General features: G+C 72.8%; 21 protein-coding genes and 1 pseudogene. 10 read left to right on the forward strand and 12 right to left on the reverse strand.

The genetic code is table 11. The features are described from left to right. Window positions 1-21: 21 nt before the first annotated feature. Together ACN9MM_RS25690 and ACN9MM_RS25695 are read right to left on the reverse strand one after the other, a co-directional pair. Entirely contained in the window at window positions 22-585 is a 564-nt protein-coding gene (locus ACN9MM_RS25690; RefSeq protein WP_426365974.1) for a DUF1003 domain-containing protein, read from the reverse strand. Further along, the gene (locus ACN9MM_RS25695; RefSeq protein ID WP_426365975.1) at window positions 575-1846 is read right to left on the reverse strand and encodes a magnesium transporter MgtE N-terminal domain-containing protein; all 1272 of its coding nucleotides are present in this window, start codon (window positions 1844-1846) and stop codon (window positions 575-577) included. Before ACN9MM_RS25695 ends, ACN9MM_RS25690 begins: the two co-directional genes overlap by 11 nt. A gap of 329 nt (window positions 1847-2175) precedes the next feature. Here ACN9MM_RS25695 and ACN9MM_RS25700 point away from each other — a divergent pair, with 329 nt between their 5' ends. After that, the gene (locus tag ACN9MM_RS25700) at window positions 2176-2934 is read left to right on the forward strand and encodes a hypothetical protein (RefSeq protein WP_382870820.1); all 759 of its coding nucleotides are present in this window, start codon (window positions 2176-2178) and stop codon (window positions 2932-2934) included. Window positions 2935-2988: 54 nt separating this feature from the next. Here ACN9MM_RS25700 and ACN9MM_RS25705 read toward each other — a convergent pair whose 3' ends face one another. Beyond that, window positions 2989-3498: a hypothetical protein gene (locus tag ACN9MM_RS25705; RefSeq protein ID WP_426365977.1), complete on the reverse strand. Its 510-nt coding sequence runs from the start codon at window positions 3496-3498 to the stop codon at window positions 2989-2991. Window positions 3499-3523: 25 nt separating this feature from the next. After that, a complete protein-coding gene (locus ACN9MM_RS25710; RefSeq protein ID WP_426365978.1) occupies window positions 3524-4651 on the reverse strand; it encodes a magnesium and cobalt transport protein CorA in 1128 nt (375 codons plus the stop codon). Window positions 4652-5067: 416 nt separating this feature from the next. Here ACN9MM_RS25710 and ACN9MM_RS25715 point away from each other — a divergent pair, with 416 nt between their 5' ends. From ACN9MM_RS25715 to ACN9MM_RS25730, 4 genes are all read left to right on the forward strand, one after another. Then, window positions 5068-5652, forward strand: a complete 585-nt coding sequence (locus tag ACN9MM_RS25715; RefSeq protein ID WP_426365979.1) for a suppressor of fused domain protein — start codon at window positions 5068-5070, stop codon at window positions 5650-5652. A 220-nt stretch (window positions 5653-5872) separates the two neighbouring features. Beyond that, complete coding sequence (locus ACN9MM_RS25720) at window positions 5873-6511, forward strand: DUF6758 family protein (RefSeq protein WP_041131110.1); 639 nt, start codon at window positions 5873-5875, stop codon at window positions 6509-6511. Between the two features lie 107 nt (window positions 6512-6618). Then, on the forward strand, window positions 6619-7479 hold the full coding sequence (locus ACN9MM_RS25725; RefSeq protein ID WP_426365980.1) for a PHP domain-containing protein: 861 nt from the start codon (window positions 6619-6621) through the stop codon (window positions 7477-7479). Window positions 7480-7697: 218 nt separating this feature from the next. After that, window positions 7698-8303, forward strand: coding sequence for a MarC family protein (locus tag ACN9MM_RS25730; RefSeq protein ID WP_189800030.1), 606 nt, complete (start codon window positions 7698-7700; stop codon window positions 8301-8303). A 104-nt stretch (window positions 8304-8407) separates the two neighbouring features. Here ACN9MM_RS25730 and ACN9MM_RS25735 read toward each other — a convergent pair whose 3' ends face one another. Then, a complete protein-coding gene (locus ACN9MM_RS25735) occupies window positions 8408-8560 on the reverse strand; it encodes a hypothetical protein (RefSeq protein WP_086823662.1) in 153 nt (50 codons plus the stop codon). A gap of 304 nt (window positions 8561-8864) precedes the next feature. On the opposite strand from ACN9MM_RS25735, the gene ACN9MM_RS25740 reads away from it, so the two are divergent. Then, entirely contained in the window at window positions 8865-9698 is an 834-nt protein-coding gene (locus ACN9MM_RS25740; RefSeq protein WP_426368827.1) for an NYN domain-containing protein, read from the forward strand. Here the strand turns inward: ACN9MM_RS25740 and ACN9MM_RS25745 are convergent. The 3 genes and pseudogenes from ACN9MM_RS25745 to ACN9MM_RS25755 form a co-directional block, all read right to left on the reverse strand. Continuing rightward, window positions 9682-10110: an alpha/beta fold hydrolase gene (locus ACN9MM_RS25745; protein ID WP_426368967.1), complete on the reverse strand. Its 429-nt coding sequence runs from the start codon at window positions 10108-10110 to the stop codon at window positions 9682-9684. The genes ACN9MM_RS25740 and ACN9MM_RS25745 overlap by 17 nt on opposite strands. Continuing rightward, window positions 10010-10570, reverse strand: a pseudogene (locus tag ACN9MM_RS25750) (alpha/beta hydrolase); the annotation flags it as partial. The pseudogene ACN9MM_RS25750 and the gene ACN9MM_RS25745, both read right to left, overlap by 101 nt. Window positions 10571-10725: 155 nt before the next feature. Further along, complete coding sequence (locus ACN9MM_RS25755; protein WP_426365981.1) at window positions 10726-13245, reverse strand: DEAD/DEAH box helicase; 2520 nt, start codon at window positions 13243-13245, stop codon at window positions 10726-10728. Window positions 13246-13731: 486 nt separating this feature from the next. Between ACN9MM_RS25755 and ACN9MM_RS25760 the strand changes: the two genes are divergently transcribed. After that, the gene (locus ACN9MM_RS25760) at window positions 13732-14454 is read left to right on the forward strand and encodes a ferritin-like fold-containing protein (RefSeq protein WP_351192584.1); all 723 of its coding nucleotides are present in this window, start codon (window positions 13732-13734) and stop codon (window positions 14452-14454) included. 32 nt (window positions 14455-14486) lie between these two features. Here the strand turns inward: ACN9MM_RS25760 and ACN9MM_RS25765 are convergent, their stop codons facing one another. The 4 genes from ACN9MM_RS25765 to ACN9MM_RS25780 form a co-directional block, all read right to left on the reverse strand. Beyond that, window positions 14487-14756: a hypothetical protein gene (locus ACN9MM_RS25765; RefSeq protein ID WP_426365982.1), complete on the reverse strand. Its 270-nt coding sequence runs from the start codon at window positions 14754-14756 to the stop codon at window positions 14487-14489. Between the two features lie 168 nt (window positions 14757-14924). Then, complete coding sequence (locus ACN9MM_RS25770; protein WP_015036001.1) at window positions 14925-15152, reverse strand: DUF3107 domain-containing protein; 228 nt, start codon at window positions 15150-15152, stop codon at window positions 14925-14927. Between the two features lie 135 nt (window positions 15153-15287). Then, window positions 15288-15947, reverse strand: a complete 660-nt coding sequence (locus tag ACN9MM_RS25775) for a TetR/AcrR family transcriptional regulator (protein ID WP_041131117.1) — start codon at window positions 15945-15947, stop codon at window positions 15288-15290. A 164-nt stretch (window positions 15948-16111) separates the two neighbouring features. Continuing rightward, window positions 16112-16327: a hypothetical protein gene (locus ACN9MM_RS25780; RefSeq protein WP_426365983.1), complete on the reverse strand. Its 216-nt coding sequence runs from the start codon at window positions 16325-16327 to the stop codon at window positions 16112-16114. A gap of 140 nt (window positions 16328-16467) precedes the next feature. Between ACN9MM_RS25780 and ACN9MM_RS25785 the strand changes: the two genes are divergently transcribed. The 3 genes from ACN9MM_RS25785 (at window position 16468) to ACN9MM_RS25795 (ending at window position 19135) form a co-directional block, all read left to right on the forward strand. Beyond that, window positions 16468-17433 carry an alpha/beta fold hydrolase gene (locus ACN9MM_RS25785; protein WP_426365984.1) on the forward strand — a complete coding sequence of 322 codons (966 nt, stop codon included), beginning with the start codon at window positions 16468-16470 and terminating at the stop codon, window positions 17431-17433. Between the two features lie 8 nt (window positions 17434-17441). Then, a complete protein-coding gene (locus tag ACN9MM_RS25790) occupies window positions 17442-18938 on the forward strand; it encodes a DUF3152 domain-containing protein (RefSeq protein WP_426365985.1) in 1497 nt (498 codons plus the stop codon). Window positions 18939-19039: 101 nt separating this feature from the next. Beyond that, window positions 19040-19135, forward strand: coding sequence for an Ms4533A family Cys-rich leader peptide (locus tag ACN9MM_RS25795; RefSeq protein WP_312883206.1), 96 nt, complete (start codon window positions 19040-19042; stop codon window positions 19133-19135). Window positions 19136-19276: the final 141 nt, after the last annotated feature.

Genomic DNA, 19276 nt, shown 5'->3' on the forward strand with positions numbered 1-19276 from the left:
CACCGGCCCATGAAAGGGCTGTCAACGGTCGGGTACGTCACGTCCCCGGTCGTCGCCGGACGGGAATAGATCCCGGCGCTCCTCCAGCTCCTTGATCAGGTCCTGGAGCTCCGAGCGGATCCAGTCGCGGGTCGCGACCTCGCCGAGGCCCATCCGCAGCGCCGCGATCTCCCGCGTCAGGTACTCGGTGTCCGCGATCGACCGCTCGTTCTGCTTCCGGTCCTGTTCGAGGTTGACCCGGTCCCGGTCGTCCTGCCGGTTCTGGGCGAGCAGGATCAGCGGCGCCGCGTACGAGGCCTGCAGGGACAGCGCGAGCGTCAGGAAGATGAAGGGGTACTCGTCGAACCGCAACGACACCGGCGCGAAGATGTTCCACCCGATCCAGACGACCACGGTCAGCGTCATCCAGACCAGGAAGCGGCCCGTCCCCAGGAAGCGGGCGATCCGCTCCGAGAGCCGGCCGAAGGCCTCGGGGTCGTACTCCGGCAGCAGCCGGGACCGCCGCTCGCGCGGCAGGTCGAGCCGGATGCGCGGCACGGACCGCTCCCGCTCGCGCTCCCGGTCCTGCGTGCGCTCAGCGGCCATGCCGGGCCCCCTCCTCGTGGAACTCCGTCTCCCGCCAGTCGTCGGGCAGCAGGTGGTCCAGCACGTCGTCGACGGTGACCGCGCCGAGCAGCGAGCCGCTCTCGTCCACCACGGGCGCGGCGACCATGTTGTACGCGGCGAGGTAGCTCGTGACGGCCGGCAGCGGGGTGTCCGGGCCCAGCGGCGGCAGGTCGCTGTCGACGAGCGAGCTGACCAGCGTGAACGGCGGGTCGCGCAGCAGCCGCTGGAAATGCACCGTGCCCAGGTACTTGCCGGTCGGCGTCTCGTCCGGCGGCCGGCACACGTACACCTGCGCGGCGAGCGCCGGCGACAGGTCCTGCTGGCGGACCCGGGCGAGGGCGTCCGCGACGGTGGCGTCGGGACGCAGCACGATCGGCTCGGTCGTCATCAGACCGCCCGCCGTGCGCTCCTCGTACGCCAGGAGCCGGCGCACGTCGGCCGCGTCGTCCGGCTGCATCAGGGTCAGCAGCCGCTCCTGGTCCTCCTCGGGCAGCTCGGACAGCAGGTCGGCGGCGTCGTCGGGGTCCATCGCCTCCAGGACGTCGGCGGCCCGCTCCTCCTTCAGCTTGCCGAGGATCTCGACCTGGTCGTCCTCCGGCAGCTCTTCGAGGACGTCGGCGAGCCGGTCGTCGTCGAGGGCGGCGGCGACCTCCGCGCGCCGCTTGGGGGAGAGGTGGTGCAGGGCGTTGGCGAGGTCGGCGGGCCGGAGCTTCTCGAAGGTCGCGAGGAGGCTCTCGGCGCCCTGCCCGTGCTCCTCCAGGGAGAAGCCGGTGACGGCCGACCACTCCACGGTCAGCGTCTCGCCCTTGCGGCTCAGCACCCCGCCCTTCCCCTTGCGGACGAAGACCTTGTCGATCTCCCAGTCGCGGCGGGCGGGCAGCTGCTGGATGGCGACGTCGAGGACGGTGACCTCCTCGCCCGACTCCACCAGCGTGACGCGCCGGTCGAGGAGTTCGCCGAGGACGAGCCGCTCGGTGGGGCGGCGCTCGAAGCGCCGCATGTTGACGACGCCGGTGGTGATGACCTGGCCGGACGCGACGCCGGTGATCCGGGTCATGGGGACGAAGACCCGGCGGCGGCTCAGCACCTCCACGACCATGCCGAGCAGCCGGGGCGGGCGGCGGCCGACGCGGAGCATGGCGACGAGGTCGCTGACCCGGCCGACCTGGTCGCCGACGGGGTCGAAGACGGGGACTCCGGCGAGATGGGAGACGAAGATCCGGGGGGCGCCTGCCGCCATGCCACGCGCCTCCTCGGTGCCGCACGATTCGAGTCGTCGATGCGAGTCGTCGATACGAGTTGTCGATACGAGTTGTCGTAGAGCTTTGCCGGTGATTGCAGAGCTATGCCGGGTTCAGGCTAGCCCGTGCCGTTCCGCCCCGCCCCGGCAGAGACTCCGTACGGCTGCCTGCGGGGCCCGTCACCTGTCCCGGGTACGCTGCGATCTGCCGTTCCCCCTTCGGCCCCCCACACCGGACCCGGCCCTTCCGCCCGGCCCGGACACGGCCGCCCCGCGGCATCCCGTACGGGCCCGCCGTCGCCCCCCCCACGACACGAGAGGCAGCGCAGATGACCGTCCGCACCCCGTCATCGCGTATCCGCAGGGCGGTCACGCCCCTGGCGCTCTGCGCCGGACTGACGGTGGGACTCACGGCCTGCGCCGCCGACCCGGACGAGGGGACGAACGGGGTCGGGAGACTCTCCGCACCCGAGATCGAGCAGAAGGCGCAGACCGCGGCCGACGCGGCGAAGGCCGTACGCCTGTCCGGCACCCTGGTCAGCAAGGGCGGCACCTTCAAGCTCAACATGCGCCTCAAGCAGGACGGCGCCACCGGCTCGGTGACGACGAAGAACAGCACCTTCGAACTGCTGAGGGTCGGCGACGCGCTCTACCTGAAGGCCGACGCCGGCTTCTGGGCCCACGACGACAAGGCGACCCACGCGCCCTCGGAGGCGGACACCGAGGCCGCCGACACGCTCGACGACAAGTACGTGAAGGTCCCGCAGGGCGACCCCTCGTACAAGCAGCTGCGCGGCTTCACCGACATGGGCTCGCTCCTCGACGGGCTGATCGGCCTGCACGGCGAGAAGGTCAAGGGCGACCGGAGCCAGATCGGCGGCGTCCGCACGGTCAAGGTCAAGGGCGGCGCCGACGGCGAGGGCGGCACCCTCGACGTCTCCCTGGACGGCGAGCCCTACCCGGTGCAGTTCGCGCGGGGCGGGGGAGGGGGCGTCCTGGTGCTCTCGGAGTGGGGCAAGGACTTCCCGCTCACGGAGCCGTCGAAGGAAGAGACCCTCGACTACGGCAAGCAGCTGCCGCGCACCTAGGGCTGTCGTCACCTTCCCGTCGTCGCGGGGCGGACGGGAAGGTGACGACAGGCCCTAGTGCCGCTTCTTCCTGCCGAACAGCAGCTTCGGCAGTGCCGCCGGGACCGGGCGTCGGGTGTTCGCCGTCGTCGGCAGCGGGACGGCCGCCAGGGAGCCGTCCGGCAGGTCCGTGGTCGAGGACCGGGGGTCGAGCCGCACCACCCGGCACTCGCGCGCCCAGCGGCCCGGCATGGCCTCGCCGTCCGGGGCGTTGAGCCGCTTGCCCTTCAGCTCGGCGACCGCCGCGTCCCACTCCTCCGTACCGGGGGCGAGTTCGCGGACGGCCGCGGTCCATGCGACGAGCCGGCCGCCCTTGTCCTTGCTGCGGACGGTCACCTCGGCCGTACCGCCGTCGACCAGGCCGGGCAGCGGCTGCTCGCCGGGGCCGTCGCCGACGACGTGCGCGGCACCGTCGTGCCAGACGTGCCAGAGCGCGCGGGCGGGTCCGGTGCCGCGCACCCACACCAGGCCGGACTTCTTGGTGGCCTCCTCGACGAGGGCGGACCCGAGCAGCTCTTCTGTCATGTCCCGAAGCCTAGCGGGCGGGTTCCTACAGCCAGCCGTTGCGCTTGAGGGTGCGGTGGATCGTGAAGCAGACCGCGATGATGCCGGTCAGCACCATCGGGTAGCCGTACTTCCAGTGCAGCTCCGGCATGTGGTCGAAGTTCATGCCGTACACGCCGCAGACCGCCGTCGGGACGGCGACGATCGCCGCCCACGAGGTGATCTTGCGCATGTCCTCGTTCTGCGCGACCGTCGCCTGCGCCAGGTTGGCCTGGAGGATCGAGTTGAGGAGCTCGTCGAAGCCGACGACCTGCTCCTGGACCCGGGCGAGGTGGTCGGCGACGTCCCGGAAGTACTTCTGGATGTCGGGGTCGACCAGCCGCATCGGCCGCTCGCTCAGCAGCTGCATCGGGCGGAGCAGCGGCGTGACGGCCCGCTTGAACTCCAGTACCTCGCGCTTGAGCTGGTAGATGCGGCCGGTGTCCGTGCCGCGCGTGGAGCCCTTCGCCGCCGGCGAGAAGACGTCGATCTCCAGCTGGTCGATGTCCAGCTCGACGGCGTCGGCGACCGCGATGTAGCCGTCGACGACGTGGTCGGCGATGGCGTGCAGGACGGCCGAGGGGCCCTTGGCGAGGAGCTCCGGCTCGCCCTGGAGGCGGTGGCGGAGGTTGCGCAGGGAGCCCTGGCCGCCGTGCCGGACGGTGATGACGAAGTCGGGGCCGGTGAAGCACATGACCTCGCCGGTCTCGACGACCTCGCTGGTCGCGGTGAGCTCGGCGTGCTCGACGTAGTGGATGGTCTTGAAGACCGTGAAGAGCGTGTCGTCGTACCGCTCCAGCTTGGGCCGCTGGTGGGCGTGGACGGCGTCCTCGACGGCGAGCGGGTGCAGCCCGAACTCGGCGGCGATACCGGCGAATTCGGCCTCGGTCGGCTCGTGGAGGCCGATCCAGGCGAAGCCGCCGCTCTCCCGCACCTGGTGCATCGCGCCGCGCGGCGTGAGGCACTCGCGGTCGTCGACGCGGCGCCCGTCGCGGTAGACGGCGCAGTCGACGACGGCGCTGGAGGCCGAGTGGTCGCGGGTGGGGTCGTACGAGGTGTACGTGGTGGGGGTCTTGCGCAGGGAGTGCCGCAGGCTCGGGCGGACGGCGGCGGTGAGGTCACGGATCATCGACATGGGCGTGCTCCTTCACGGATCGGCCGTCGGCGAGCGTGGCACAGCCCGGAATGGGGACGGGGAGGTACGTCGTCCACAAAGCGGGCGGCACCGAGGGGTCGCGGTGACGGCGGTCGCTACAGACAGGGAAAGGCGAAGATGCTCTTCCGTCGAGCGAGAAGCCGGAGAGGCGGGTCCGTGCCGGACCCGGACGTCACCGGAGGGAGCGCACCGGGCGGGGGTGCGGAGCGGCGGAAGAGCGGCTGGTACTGCCCGATCGACTTCGGTCCATCGCAGTCCCACCTCCTCCGGCCGGTCCCCTGTCGGGGATGACGTGTGACGAGCAGTCGGGAATCCCGACCAGTGGCCAACACTATCAGCCGACAGAGGGTCAATCCCTTACTTTGCCCGTTCCATACGCGATCTATGCTCCCCACATGGGAGAAGTTCTTGCACTGGTCGAGGCCCGGCTGCGGACGGCACTCGGCGAACCGGACGCGCGGGCCGCGGTGACCTTCCTGGGCACGGACCGGATCGAGGTGCTGCGGTTCGTCGACGGCGACCTCGTGCGGTACGCGACCCTCGGGATGTCCGCGCAGCCGATGGCCGATCCGACCTCCGCGCTCGCCGACCCGGTGAAGGGTCCGCGCGCGGAGCTCGTCCTCACGGTACGGGGCGGGCTCGCCGACACCGACAAGGTGCTGCGCCCCCTCGCGGTCCTCGCCGCCACCCCGCAGGTCGAGGGCGTGATCGTGGCCCCGGGTGCCTCGCTCGACGTCGGCGACCCGCTCTGGCCGGGCGCCGCCTTCAGCTCGGTGCTCGTCGCGGAGTCGGGCGGCCTGGTGGAGGACCTGGACCTCGACGCGCCGATGGACCCGGTCCGCTTCCTGCCGCTGCTGCCGATGACGTCGAACGAGGCGGCGTGGAAGCGGGTGCACGGGGCGCAGGCCCTGGAGGAGCGCTGGCTGGCCCGGGGGACGGACCTGCGCGATCCGCTGCGCAGGTCCGTGGATCTGGATTGAGTGGATCTGGACCGAGCGGGGTCCCGGCCGGTTCGCGAGGGCGGGGCCGGGTCCGGGTCCGGGCTGGTCGCGAGGACGCGGCCGGGTGTCCCGGCCGGTCGCGAGGACGCCGGCCCCGTCCCGCCCCGGCGGGTGCCCTGGGTGAACGGTCCGGGCCGGACGGGTGATCGTGTGCGGCCGTCCTTGACGCGGGGCGGAAGAGCTAGGACCGTTGAGCCCTATGAGGGGCGAACCCAGTTGTCCGAAGTGCGGTGGCCGGGTCAGGGCGCCCGGTCTCTTCGCCGACTCCTGGCAGTGTGACGTGCACGGCTCGGTGCACCCGCTCCAGCCCGTGATCCCGCCCAGTGTCGAGGGCCTCGGGGTCGTGGTGCACAGGTCCCACGTCCCCGTGTGGATGCCGTGGCCCCTGCCCGTCGGCTGGCTCTTCACCGGAGTCGCCTACGCCGGGGACGACCGCAGCGGGGGGCGCGCCACGGCCGTCGCCTGCTCCGGGCCCGGCCCGCTCGGCGGGATCGGCGAGCTGCTCCTGGTCGCCGAGGAGCTCGGCGTCGGACTCGGTGCGCGGTACGCCGGCATCGACGGCCTCGACCCCGGCTCCGGCATGGCCATCGACAAACCGCCCCAGGCGAAGGTCCTCGCCGCCGGTCGGCCCACCCCGCTCTGGCACGTCACCGGCGCCCCGCAGGACCGCGCGGTCTTCGCGGGGGAGGCGCGCGGCCTCTGGCTGTGGGCGATCGTGTGGCCCGAGCAGTCCGGCCTCCTGATGTACGACGAACTGGTCCTCACGGACCTGCGCGACGCGGGCGCCGAGGTCGACCTGCTGCCCTGCGGCGCGCTCACCCCGAGGCTGCTCGGCTAGGGGGTGTCGGCGGTGGTGCGTCCGGTGACGTTCCGTACGGGCGTGTTCGATTCGCCCGTTATGCTGGAGCGTCCCTCTTCCGTGCCGAGCCCCTGGAGTACCGCGTCGTGCGCATCGACCTGCACACCCACTCCACGGCCTCCGACGGTACGGACTCCCCGGCCGAGCTCGTCCGGAACGCGGCCGCGGCCGGTCTCGACGTCGTCGCGCTGACGGACCACGACACCACCCGCGGCCACGCCGAGGCGATCGCCGCCCTGCCCGAGGGGCTGACCCTCGTCACCGGGGCCGAGCTCTCCTGCCGGATGGACGGCATCGGGCTGCACATGCTCGCGTACCTCTTCGACGCGGAGGAGCCGGCGCTCCTCGCCGAGCGCGAACTCGTCCGCGACGACCGGGTGCCGCGCGCCCGCGCCATGGTCGGCAAGCTCCAGGAGCTCGGGGTCCCCGTCACCTGGGGGCAGGTCGCCCGGATCGCCGGCGACGGCTCCGTCGGCCGCCCGCACGTCGCCGAGGCCCTCGTCGAGCTCGGGGTCGTACCGGACGTGTCCGGCGCGTTCACGCCCGAGTGGCTCGCCGACGGCGGCCGGGCGTACGTCGAGAAGCACGAGCTGGACCCCGTCGACGCGATCCGCCTCGTCAAGGCGGCCGGCGGCGTCACCGTCTTCGCGCACCCGCTCGCCGTCAAGCGCGGCCAGGTGCTGTCCGAGGAGTCGATAGCCCGGCTCGCCGAGGCCGGACTCGACGGCGTCGAGGTCGACCACATGGACCACGACGAGGCGACGCGCGCCCGGCTGCGCGGACTCGCGAAGGAGCTCGGTCTGCTGACCACGGGCTCCAGCGACTACCACGGGAGCCGCAAGACCTGTCGCCCCGGCGAGTACACCACCGACCCCGAGATCTACGGCGAGATCACCCGCCGCGCGGCGGGTGCCTTCCCGGTCCCCGGTGCCGGGGGAGCGCTCTAGCCCCTCCGGGTCTCTCCCCGCCGCCCTCGTGACGGCGGCGGGCCGCCGTGCCCGCCGTCTCCGGTGCGGCGCGTGCCCACACCCGTCCGTCTCACGCCGCCCGTACGGCTCCGTGCCGTGCGCGGGGCGGCGTTCCTCCTGCCCCGGTGGCGGAATCTCGTGTTCCGCTCCGTAGGGGTACACCCCACCGTTCCACCTCTCCCGCAAGGCACCCCACCGTGTTCGACGTCGCCGTCTTCGGCTCGCTGTTCCTCACTCTCTTCGTGATCATGGATCCCCCCGGGATCACCCCGATCTTCCTCGCCCTCACCTCCGGCCGCCCGGCCAAGGTGCAGCGCCGGATGGCCTGGCAGGCCGTCGCCGTCGCCTTCGGCGTCATCACCGTCTTCGGTCTCCTGGGCCAGCAGATCCTGGACTACCTGCACGTCTCCGTCCCCGCCCTGATGATCGCGGGCGGTCTCCTGCTCCTGCTCATCGCGCTCGACCTGCTCACCGGCAAGACCGACGAGCCCAAGCAGACCAAGGACGTCAACGTCGCCCTCGTCCCGCTCGGCATGCCGCTGCTCGCCGGGCCGGGCGCGATCGTCTCGGTCATCCTCGCCGTGCAGAACGCCGACAGCGTGGCCTCGCAGGTCTCCGTCTGGACCGCCATCGCGGCCATGCACGTCGTGCTCTGGCTGACCATGCGGTACTCGCTGCTGATCATCCGCGTCATCAAGGACGGCGGTGTCGTCCTGGTGACCCGGCTCGCCGGCATGATGCTCTCCGCCATCGCCGTGCAGCAGATCATCAACGGCGTCACCCAGGTGATCCAGAACGCCTGAGGCCGGTGCCCGGGAACGCCCCCGGACACCACTGCGCCCCCGTACGGATTCCGCTCTTGCGAAGTCCGTGCGGGGGCGCGGTGCGTGGTGTGGAACCCGGCCTGTTACGAGGCCGAGGTCTCGGCGGGGCGGATCCAGATGCGCTGGCCGATCGCGGCGGCCTGCTGCACGATCCGATTGACGGAGGCGGCGTCCACGACGGTCCGGTCGACGGGCGTGCCGTCGATGTCGTCGAGTCGCAGGATTTCGAAGCGCACAGGCTTCTCCCTTCGTCTGAGTTGATCCTCCAGATGGAGAACTGCGTTACGTACGGGTCCAACGACGTGCACCCTGCAAACATTCCTTACGCTAAGGAAAATTTTCGGATGTCTAACTACTGACGGGTAGAGGGGTGTGGCGGCCGGGCCCGGAGCGGCGGAGAATGAGCCCCGTATGAACGACGCAGACACCCCCCACATGACCGAGACCGACAGCTCCCACGCGACCGAGCCCGACACTCGACAGCGCGCACTGGACGCCCTGGACGCCCGCCTGGAGCGCACCAACGAGCTCCTCCAGCGGATGCTGGCCGAGGTGGCCAAGACCCCGTCCACCCACGCCATCTTCGTCGACGCGGGTTACGTCCATGCTGCGGCCGGGTTGCTTGTGGCGGGCACCGAGGACCGGCGCTCCTTCGACCTCGACGCCGAGGGCCTCATCGAGGCCTTCATCGACAAGGCCCGCACGATCTTCGCCGACAGCAGACTCCTCCGCGTCTACTGGTACGACGGCGCCCGCCGCCGGATCCACACCCCCGAGCAGCAGGCGATCGCCGAGCTCCCCGACGTCAAGGTCCGCCTCGGCAACCTCAACGCCAACAACCAGCAGAAGGGCGTCGACTCCCTCATCCGGACCGACCTGGAGTCCCTCGCCCGCCACCGCGCCATCAGCGACGCCGCCCTCGTCGGCGGTGACGAGGACCTCGTCTCGGCCGTCGAGGCCGCCCAGGGCTACGGGGCCCGCGTCCACCTCTGGGGGATCGAGGCGGCCGAGGGACGCAACCAGGCCGAGGCGCTGCTCTGGGAGGTCGACAGCCAGCGCACCTTCGAGCTCGACTTCTGCCGCCCGTACGTCACGCGCCGCCCCGTCACCACGTACGAGAACGAGGGCGAGCCGCCGCCCTCCCGCGAGGAGGTGCGCTTCGTCGGCGCCCAGATCGCCGCGACCTGGCTCGCCGAACGCGGCCGGGACCGCCTCGCCGAGCTGCTGCCGAGCGCCCCCTACCTGCCCGGACCGGTCGACCAGGACCTGCTCGTCGAGGCCGAACGCCTCCTCAGCCGCTCACTGCGCGGCCACGCCTCGCTCCGGCGCGCGCTGCGCGACGGCTTCTGGCAGCACCTCAAGGCCCAGTACTGACCCCGGCGGGGGCGTTCGTCCACTCCCAGAAACCGGTGAGGCCGTCCGTCAGCTCCTGCGGGTGCGACACATTGGGAGAGTGGCCGGCGCCCGCCACCACCGTGCGGTGCGCCCCGGTGCGGGCGGCCGCCGCCGCGAGGTCCGCGGGCGCCCAGACCATCTCGTCCGAGCCGTACGCGAAGTGCAGCGGCAGGCGCAGCGCGGCCAGCTGCTCCGTACCGTCCTGACGGTCCAGCAGAAGCCGCCCGGCGCCCGCGAGTTGGGCGATGCGGGTACGCATCCAGCGACGCAGCAGGAAGCCCGCGAGCTCCGGCGCGTCCGTCGTGTCCGGCTCCTCGCCGCGGCTGTCCAGCCAGCACATCGCCTGCCACACCCGCTCCTTCGGCAGCACCGCGAGCGCGGCGCGCAGCACCCGGACCCGGATCCGCTGCGGCCGGGCGAGCCCGGCCGGGGCCCGAAGAGAGCAGGGTGAGCGAGCGGAACGCGCCCGGCGCGAGCGCGACCGCCGCGCGCGCCACCAGGCCGCCGAAGGAGTGGCCGACCAGGTGCACGGGGCCGTCCCCGAGGGCCGCGGCCTGCGCCACCGCGTCGAGCGCGAGCGCCTTGCGGCGGTAGGCGGCCCGGCCGCGGGGGCCCGGCGTGTCGTTCTGGCCGCGCCCGTCCACGGCCACCGCCCGGTACCCGGCCTCGCTCAGCGGGCCGAGCAGCGCGAGGAAGTCCTCCTTGCTGCCGGTGTACCCGGGCAGCAGCAGCACCGTGCCCCGCCGCGCGCCGCCGGGCGCCGTGTCGAGCACGGCGAACGGTCCGCGGGCGGTGTCCAGCCGCCGGGCACGGGTGCGGGGCGGCAGAACGAGGGAACGGGGCTTGCTCATATGTGGACTGTAGCCCCGCCCTTCGCGAGCCCGCGCGCGGCCGTCGCGGGCGGCGCCCCACCCCGTTGTGGGCCCGCGCCCACCCCCCCGTGGGGATACGGCCGAGCGGCCGGCCCCTTGGAAGGGGCCGGCCGCTCGGGTGGTGCGGGGTGGGATCAGCTCTCGGGCTGGGTCGCCGCCGCCTTCTTCGTGGTCCGGCGGCGCGGAGCGGCCTTCTTGGGGGCCTCCTCCGCCGTCGGCGCCTCGGCCTCGGCGGCCGCGGCCTTCTTGGTCGTACGGCGGCGGGCCGGGGCCTTCGGCTCGGTCTTCGGCGCGGACGCCTCGGGAGCCTCGGGAGCCTCGGCGGCGACCGCCTTCTTGGCCGCGCGGCGACGGGGAGCCTTGGGGGCCTCCTCGGCGGCCGCGACCGTCTCGACCGTCTCGGCGACCGGCTCGGCCACGGCCTTCTTCGTGGTGCGGCGGCGCGGAGCGGCCTTCTTCGGGGCCTCCTCCTCCACCACCGGAGCGGACACGGACGCCACGACGATGACCTCGGCGGCCGCTGCGGCCACCGGGGACCCGGCGGGCCGGCTGGCCGCACGGCGGCGGCGCGGCGCGGGCTCCGCCGCGACCGGGGCGGCGACGGGGGCCTCGGCCACCGGCGCCTCGGCGGTCACCGGCGAACCGGCGGGCCGGCTGGCGCTACGGCGACGGCGCGGCGCGGGGACCTCCGCGACCGGGGCCGGGGTCTCGGCCACGGTCGCGGTCACCGGAGCGGCGACGACGGCCTCGACGACCGGCTCGGCGACGGCCTTCTTCGTGGTGCGGCGACGCGGGGCCTTCGTCGGCTCCTCGACGGCGACCGGAGCGGCCTCGACGACCGGCGCCTCGACGGAACGCCGGGCCATCAGGGCCACCGCGGCGGTCTCGGGCGTCTGGAACGACACGGTCTCCTCGACCGGACGCGCCACCCGGGCACGGCGGCGGCGCGGGGCCGGAGCCGGCTCGGGAGCGGCGGGGGCCGCGGGAGCCGCCGGGGTCCGGTCGGCCGTCACGGCCTCCGGACGGGCGGCACGGGCACGGCGACGGGGAGCCTTCGGCTCCTCGACGACGACCGGGGCTTCGACGGCGACCGGGGCCTCGACGGCGACCGGCGCTTCGACGACGGGCGCAGAGGCGGCCGGCGCCTCGACGACGGGCGCAGAGGCGGCCGGCGCCTCGACGACCTCGACCGCGGCCGTGACCGGCGCGGAGCCCGGCGCGCCGACGCGGGTGCGACGGCGGCGGCGCGGGGTGCGCGGGCCGGACTCGGTGCGGGCCTCGTCCGCCGGGGTCTCGTCCGCCGGGGTCTCGACGGCCGCGGTCTCGACCGCCGGGGCGGCCGACGCCGGGGCGTCGCCGAGCTCGCCGCTGCGGGTGCGGCGACGCTGGCGCGGGGTCCGCGTGCGGGCCGGACGCTCCTCGGTCTTCTCGGCGGCCTTCGGGGCGCGGCCGCGGCGACCGCCCGGCTCGCCCAGGTCCTCCAGCTCCTCCGCGTTCAGACCCGCGCGGGTCCGCTCGGCGCGGGGCAGGATGCCCTTGGTGCCCGCCGGGATGTCCAGCTCCTCGTAGAGGTGCGGGGAGCTGGAGTACGTCTCGACCGGCTCGTGGAAGTCGAGGCCGAGCGCCTTGTTGATGAGCTGCCAGCGCGGGATGTCGTCCCAGTCGACCAGCGTCACCGCCGTGCCCTTGGCACCCGCGCGGCCGGTGCGGCCGACGCGGTGGAGGAAGGTCTTCTCGTCCTCGGGCGACTGGTAGTTGATGACGTGGGTGACGCCCTCGACGTCGATGCCGCGCGCGGCGACGTCGGTGCAGACGAGCACGTCGACCTTGCCGTTGCGGAAGGCGCGCAGCGCCTGCTCGCGGGCGCCCTGGCCGAGGTCGCCGTGGACCGCGCCGGAGGCGAAGCCGCGGCGCTCCAGCTGCTCGGCGATGTCGGCCGCCGTGCGCTTGGTGCGGCAGAAGATCATCGCGAGCCCGCGGCCGTTGGCCTGCAGGATGCGGGAGACCATCTCCGGCTTGTCCATGTTGTGCGCGCGGTAGACGTGCTGCTTGATGTTGGCGACGGTCACGCCCTCACCGTCGGGCGAGGTGGCCCGGATGTGGGTGGGCTGCGACATGTAGCGGCGGGCCAGGCCGATGACCGCGCCCGGCATGGTGGCCGAGAACAGCATGGTTTGACGCTTCGGCGGAAGCATGTTCATGATCTTCTCGACGTCGGGCAGGAAGCCCAGGTCGAGCATCTCGTCGGCCTCGTCCAGGACGAGGACCTTCACGTGCGAGAGGTCGAGCTTGCGCTGGCCGGCCAGGTCGAGCAGACGGCCGGGGGTGCCGACGACGACGTCGACGCCCTTCTGGAGCGCCTCGACCTGCGGCTCGTACGCCCGGCCGCCGTAGATGGCGAGCACGCGGACGTTGCGCACCTTGCCGGCGGTCAGCAGGTCGTTGGTGACCTGCTGGCACAGCTCGCGGGTGGGGACGACGACGAGCGCCTGAGGGGCGTCGGTCAGCTGCTCGGGCTTGGCCCGGCCGGCCTCGACGTCCGTGGGGACGGTGACGCGCTCCAGGATGGGGAGGCCGAAACCGAGGGTCTTGCCCGTACCGGTCTTGGCCTGGCCGATGACGTCGGTGCCGGTGAGGGCGACCGGGAGGGTCATCTCCTGGATGGGGAAGGGGGTGACGATGCCGACGGCCTCAAGGGCCTCGGCCGTCTCGGGAAGGATTCCGAGGTCTCGGAAAGTCGTAGTCAGGGTGCTGCCTCTTCTGTGAGACGCGGTGCGAGGCGAACGAAGGGGGTCGTACCGTGCCGGGATCTTCCGGGGGGATCAGGTGAGATCACCGCCGGGTGGCACGGGACCACTGCCGTCGCTCGAGCGTCGTACCGCTGAGGGTGACCCTTCCGCGGGTCCGCCGGAAGGGCTGTCGGGCCGGAGCCGATCGGGCCACCGACCGGGCATCCTCATTCATGAGTCGGCCCACGGAATACGTCCGAACGTGCGAAAGCATGTCCGCATACTCAGCAGGCGCCTTATCACTGTACCCCGGATTCGCGCATGTGTGTTGGGAGAAATGGTGATGAGGGCACGGTCACACTGACTGACCAGGGCCTTACCGGGCCGCGCGGGCGGGCTATTGTGCGCTCCATGGAGACGCCTGACAACGCCACACCGACCGGGATCGCCGCCAAGGACTGGGCGGAGGCTTCCGCGGAACCGCAGTACCGCGCCGCCGTGATCGACCTCCTCGGCGCCCTCGCCTACGGAGAGCTCGCGGCCTTCGAGCGGCTCGCCGAGGACGCCAAGCTGGCGCCCACCCTCGCGGACAAGGCGGAGCTGGCGAAGATGGCCTCGGCCGAGTTCCACCACTTCGAGCGGCTGCGGGACCGCCTCGCGGCCGTCGACGCCGAGCCGACCTCGGCCATGGAGCCCTTCGCGAAGGCGCTCGACGACTTCCACCGCCTGACCGCGCCGTCGGACTGGCTGGAGGGCCTGGTCAAGGCGTACGTGGGCGACTCGATCGCCAGTGACTTCTACCGGGAGGTCGCGGCGCGGCTCGACTCCGACACGCGCGGGCTCGTCCTCGCGGTGCTCGACGACACCGGCCACGGCAACTTCGCGGTGGAGAAGGTCCGCGCGGCGATCGAGGCCGACCCGCGCGTCGGCGGCCGGCTCGCGCTCTGGGCGCGCCGCCTGATGGGCGAGGCGCTCTCGCAGGCGCAGCGCGTGGTCGCCGAGCGCGACGCGCTCTCGACGATGCTGGTGGGAGGCGTGGCGGACGGCTTCGACCTCGCCGAGGTCGGCCGGATGTTCTCCCGGATCACCGAGGCGCACACCAAGCGGATGGCCGCGCTGGGCCTCGCGGCCTGAGACGACCGGACGGTCCCGGGCGCGTGCGCCGGTCAGACAGTGGCTGATCGGCGCAGTCTGCGGGAGGCCGGGCGGAGCAGGAGCGAGAGCAGTACCGCCGCCACCGCCACGGCGCCGATCAGGGTGGCGAGGAAGTGGCCGGGGCCGAGCGCCCCGTGGGTCACGAGCGCGCCGAAGACGCCGCCGAGCGTCCCGGTCAGGAGGACGGTCGCCCGGACGGGGAGGCGGTCGGGCAGCCGGTGCACGGCGGCCCAGGCCAGGGCGAAACCGAGCAGAGCGGAGCCGAGGGCTTCCAGGAACACGGCGAATCACCTCGCGAGGGGTGCGGGGCGGGTGGTGCGGTCACAGCCGTTCCTACCCCCGGCGCCCGGAACGCAATCCTCCCGTGCCCCCTGACGTGGCCAAACGGGTATGCGAAAGGCCCGGTGGACCGAAGCGGTCCACCGGGCCTCTCCCGTCAGATCCGGGGCTCAGAGCGCGCCGAAACCCACGCGGCGCACGGCGGGCTCGCCGAGCTCCACGTACGCGATCTTCTCGGCCGGAATGAGGACCTTGCGGCCCTTCTCGTCCGAGAGGCTGAGCAGCTGCGCCTTGCCGGCCAGCGCGTCGGCCACCGCGCGCTCGACCTCCTCGGCGGACTGCCCGCTCTCCAGAACGATCTCCCGGGGTGCGTGCTGCACGCCGATCTTGACCTCCACGGCTATGTCCCTCCGAACGGTCAGCGTTGCGCGAGTACCCGCGCCGTACGCTGCACACATTAGCCCGGAGAGGGGACCCGCACGGGTCAGCCGCCGCACGCCAGGAGCGAACAGGCTCCGGGAATGCGGGAGCGGTCAGTGGCCCTCGGCGCTCAGTTGGCCGTCCACCGGGTGCAGCGGGAATCCCGCGATGCCGCGCCAGGCGAGCGAGGTGAGCAGGCCGACCGCCTTGTCGCGGGGGATGCCGGAACCGCTCGACAGCCAGTAGCGGGCGACGACCTGGGAGACCCCGCCGAGGCCGACGGCGAGCAGCATCGACTCGTCCTTCGACAGGCCGGTGTCCTCGGCGATCACGTCGGAGATGGCCTCGGCGCACTGCAGGCTGACCCGGTCCACGCGCTCGCGCACGGCCGGCTCGTTCGTCAGGTCCGACTCGAAGACGAGACGGAACGCGCCGCCCTCGTCCTCCACGTACGCGAAGTACGCGTCCATCGTCGCCGCGACCCGGAGCTTGTTGTCCGTGGTGGAGGCCAGCGCCGTGCGCACGGCGAGGAGGAGCGACTCGCAGTGCTGGTCGAGCAGCGCGAGGTACAGCTCCAGCTTCCCGGGGAAGTGCTGGTACAGCACCGGCTTGCTGACGCCGGCCCGCTCGGCGATGTCGTCCATGGCGGCGGAGTGGTACCCCTGGGCGACGAAGACCTCCTGGGCCGCGCCGAGCAGCTGGTTCCGTCGGGCACGTCGCGGCAGGCGCGTGCCCCGAGGGCGTGCTGCCTCTGTCTGCTCGATGGCGCTCACGCGGCCTCCCAAAGATCGATCCATGCGCGCTGTCGCGCCGCGCCGCCATCGTACTTTTGGGTAACCCGGCTGTGCGCGGTGCGAACGCAGAATTTCACGGACCGGACGCCCGGGTCGACAGTCGATTCAAGATTAAACCGAACAAATCAGCGGGAGTCGTCCGCTCAGCGGTAGTCGTCCTCGTCGAGGGCGACGACACGCGCCTGTTCGGACGCGTCGGCCTCGTTCGCCGAGTCGCGTTCGAGATGGGTGTGCTCCTCGTCCTCGCGCTGCTGGAGTTCGGTGTGCTGCTCGGCGGCGTCGGCCTCCGGAATCTCCTGGTCCAGCACGACGACCTCTTCCTCGGTGAAGGTGTCCGGCTCGCTCGGATCGACAGTCATGCGGTTCCTTCCAGGGGTGCGGGTCGCGGTGCTCCCGTAGGCCCTCTCTTCGAGCCTAGGAGCGAACGCGCCCCGCCGCACACGCACCTGTGACCGCACCCACACACGTCCGCGCGTGATCGTCTCGTAATATTGCGGCCATGTCCTCGACCGAGCTGCCGGAAACCCGGACCGCCGCCGCACCGACCGCGTCGCGGACCCGCGCCGTACGGGTCGCCGACGGCGAGGAGCTCCACTCCGTCGCGCTGCCCGGACTCACCCTGACCGTGCGCGCCCGGCCGGGGAACCGGCCCGGACTGCCGCCCGCCCTCTACGTCCACGGGCTCGGCGGCTCCTCGCAGAACTGGTCGGCCCTGATGCCGCTGCTCGCGGACCTCGTCGACGGAGAGGCGGTCGACCTGCCGGGCTTCGGCGACTCTCCGCCGCCCGACGACGGCGACTACTCGGTCACCGGACACGCCCGCGCCGTCATCCGGCTCCTGGACGCCGGCGGACGCGGACCGGTACACCTCGTCGGCAACTCGATGGGCGGCGCCGTCGCCACCCGCGTCGCCGCCGTCCGGCCCGACCTGGTCCGCACCCTCACCCTGGTCTCCCCGGCCCTGCCCGAGCTGCGCGCCCAGCGCACCGCCTGGCCCACCGTGCTGCTCGCGGTGCCCGGCGTCGCCTCCTTCTTCGCGAAGCTCACCAAGGACTGGACGGCCGAGCAGCGGGTCAAGGGCGTCCTCTCGCTCTGTTACGGGGACCCCGGCCGAGTCGCGGAGGAGGGCTTCCGGCACGCCGTCGAGGAGATGGAGCGGCGCCTGGAGCTCCCTTACTTCTGGGACGCCATGGCCCGCTCCTCGCGCGGCATCGTCGACGCGTACACCCTCGGCGGTCAGCACGGGCTGTGGCGGCAGGCCGAGCGGGTCCTCGCCCCGACGCTGCTCGTCTACGGCGGGCGCGACCGGCTCGTCTCGTACCGGATGGCCCGGAGGGCGGCGGCCGCCTTCCGCGGCTCGCGGCTGCTGACCCTTCCCGAGGCGGGGCACGTGGCGATGATGGAGTACCCGGAGACGGTCGCCCAGGCCGTCCGGGAACTGATCGCCGACGACGGCGGGAGCTGATCCGGGGCGTGGGACGACATAGTCGCAAGGGCTCCGCGCCCTCGGTGGCCGACACCGGGCAACAGGCGGGAGCGGGGACGCGGGCGGGGACGGGGACGGGGCAGACGGCGGCCCCGGCGGGACCGCCGCCGGGGACGGGACGCCGCCGCAGGACCTCGGGCGGCGCCGACGGGGAGACCACGAGCACGCAGGGGTACGGGACGCCGGCGCACGGCACCCCGATGTACGGAACCCCGGCACACGGGACTCCTCAGTACGGCACGCCGGCGCACGGCACCCCGATGTACGGAACCCCGGCACACGGGACTCCTCAGTACGGCACGCCGGCGCACGGCACCCCGATGTACGGAACCCCAGCGCACGGCACTCCTCAGTACGGCGCCCCCGCGCCCGGCGCGCCGCGGCACGGGACGCCCGCCCACGGCACTCCGGCCTACGCCGGTGGCGCCCCCGCGCGTGGTGTCCCCCTCCACGGGGGGGCCGTACGGGGTGGTCACCCGCAGCACGACGAGACCTCCGCGCCGCGTCCGGCGCCGTCCGGGCCCCGGCACGGCGCCCCCCGGTCCGCCGCACCCGAACAGGCCGTTGTCCAGGCGCCGTTCATCCCCGGGCCCCGCCGCGAGGGCGCCGCCGACGACCCGGAGACGGAGACGGGGCCGGAGACGGGGGCGGAGACCCCGGCCGGCCGGGGCACCCTCGGCCGCACCCTCACCGGAGTCGCGGCCGCAGCCGTCGCCACCGTCCTCGCCGTCGTCGTCGCCGGACAGGTCACCGGCCGGGACGAGGCCCAGCCCACCGCCCGCGCGGCCGACAGGCCGGCCGAGCGGCCCACGGACGACACCTCCGCCTCCCGCTCCGACGACCGGACCGTCCCGTCGAAGCCGGCGCCCGCCGCCACCCCGCCGACCTACGAGCAGTTGATGACCCGCCAGTTCCCGATCGACCCGAAGCTGAAGGGTTCCGGGGAGTTCGAGGCCGTGCCGGGCCTGGCGAAGGCGCCCGGCAAGGGGCAGCTGATCCGCTACCGGATCGACGTCGAGAAGGGGCTCGGTCTCGATCCGAAGCTCTTCGCGGACGCCGTGCAGAAGACGCTGAACGACAAGCGCAGCTGGGCCGGTCAGGGCGAGATGACCTTCGAGCGCATTTCCAGCGGCGATCCGAAGTTCGTGATCACCCTCGCGAGTCCGGGGACCACCGGCGCGTGGTGCGAGAAGTCCGGACTCGACACCACCGTCGACAACGTCTCCTGCGACTCGGCCTCGACCCAGCGCGTGATGATCAACGCCTTCCGCTGGGCGCAGGGCTCGTCGACCTTCGGCCCGAAGGCGATGTACGCCTATCGCCAGATGCTGATCAACCACGAGGTCGGGCACCGGCTCGGTCATGGGCACGTGAGCTGCAAGACGAAGGGTGCGCTCGCCCCCGTGATGCAGCAGCAGACGAAGTCCCTGAACATCGACGGGATCAAGTGCCGCCCCAACCCCTGGGTGTATCCCACGAGTTGATGGAAGGCCCGAGAGGCGCCCGTCCGCATGTCGAGACGGGCGTCTCGGGATGGCGCGTATGCGCGTTGACATCGCTCACGCGTTCGTCCATATTTCTCGGCATGTCGCACCGTCACGCCGTTTCCGATAGCGCCGCCCTTGAGCTGGCGCTCTTCGGCGTGACCGGACACACGGTCGCCGACATTCTCTGTAGCTGACGCAGCCCGAGCGCTCGTCGGCCTTTCTCTTTCTCGCCGCGCCCGGGTTCTTCCCTCCCGCAGGCGCGCGCCGTCCTCCCTTTCGGGTTGTTTCCCCGTGCCTGCGGAATTCCCTTTCGCATTCCCGCAGTTCACCCCGAG

This window comes from Streptomyces sp. E-08 (genome assembly GCF_049913095.1).
In the GTDB taxonomy this organism is placed as follows: Bacteria; Actinomycetota; Actinomycetes; order Streptomycetales; family Streptomycetaceae; genus Streptomyces.

Bases quoted from the DNA above. Each gene is read 5' to 3' on its own strand.
- ACN9MM_RS25780 (WP_426365983.1), bottom strand. From the start codon at position 16,327: ATGACTGTCGATCCGAGCGAGCCGGACACCTTCACCGAGGAAGAGGTC.
- ACN9MM_RS25760 (WP_351192584.1), top strand. From the start codon at position 13,732: ATGGAGACGCCTGACAACGCCACACCGACCGGGATCGCCGCCAAGGAC.
- ACN9MM_RS25690 (WP_426365974.1), bottom strand. From the start codon at position 585: ATGGCCGCTGAGCGCACGCAGGACCGGGAGCGCGAGCGGGAGCGGTCC.
- ACN9MM_RS25700 (WP_382870820.1), top strand. From the start codon at position 2,176: ATGACCGTCCGCACCCCGTCATCGCGTATCCGCAGGGCGGTCACGCCC.
- ACN9MM_RS25740 (WP_426368827.1), top strand. From the start codon at position 8,865: ATGCTGGCCGAGGTGGCCAAGACCCCGTCCACCCACGCCATCTTCGTC.
- ACN9MM_RS25705 (WP_426365977.1), bottom strand. From the start codon at position 3,498: ATGACAGAAGAGCTGCTCGGGTCCGCCCTCGTCGAGGAGGCCACCAAG.
- ACN9MM_RS25695 (WP_426365975.1), bottom strand. From the start codon at position 1,846: ATGGCGGCAGGCGCCCCCCGGATCTTCGTCTCCCATCTCGCCGGAGTC.
- ACN9MM_RS25720 (WP_041131110.1), top strand. From the start codon at position 5,873: ATGAGGGGCGAACCCAGTTGTCCGAAGTGCGGTGGCCGGGTCAGGGCG.
- ACN9MM_RS25795 (WP_312883206.1), top strand. From the start codon at position 19,040: ATGTCGCACCGTCACGCCGTTTCCGATAGCGCCGCCCTTGAGCTGGCG.
- ACN9MM_RS25715 (WP_426365979.1), top strand. From the start codon at position 5,068: ATGGGAGAAGTTCTTGCACTGGTCGAGGCCCGGCTGCGGACGGCACTC.
- ACN9MM_RS25755 (WP_426365981.1), bottom strand. From the start codon at position 13,245: ATGACCCTCCCGGTCGCCCTCACCGGCACCGACGTCATCGGCCAGGCC.
- ACN9MM_RS25710 (WP_426365978.1), bottom strand. From the start codon at position 4,651: ATGTCGATGATCCGTGACCTCACCGCCGCCGTCCGCCCGAGCCTGCGG.
- ACN9MM_RS25785 (WP_426365984.1), top strand. From the start codon at position 16,468: ATGTCCTCGACCGAGCTGCCGGAAACCCGGACCGCCGCCGCACCGACC.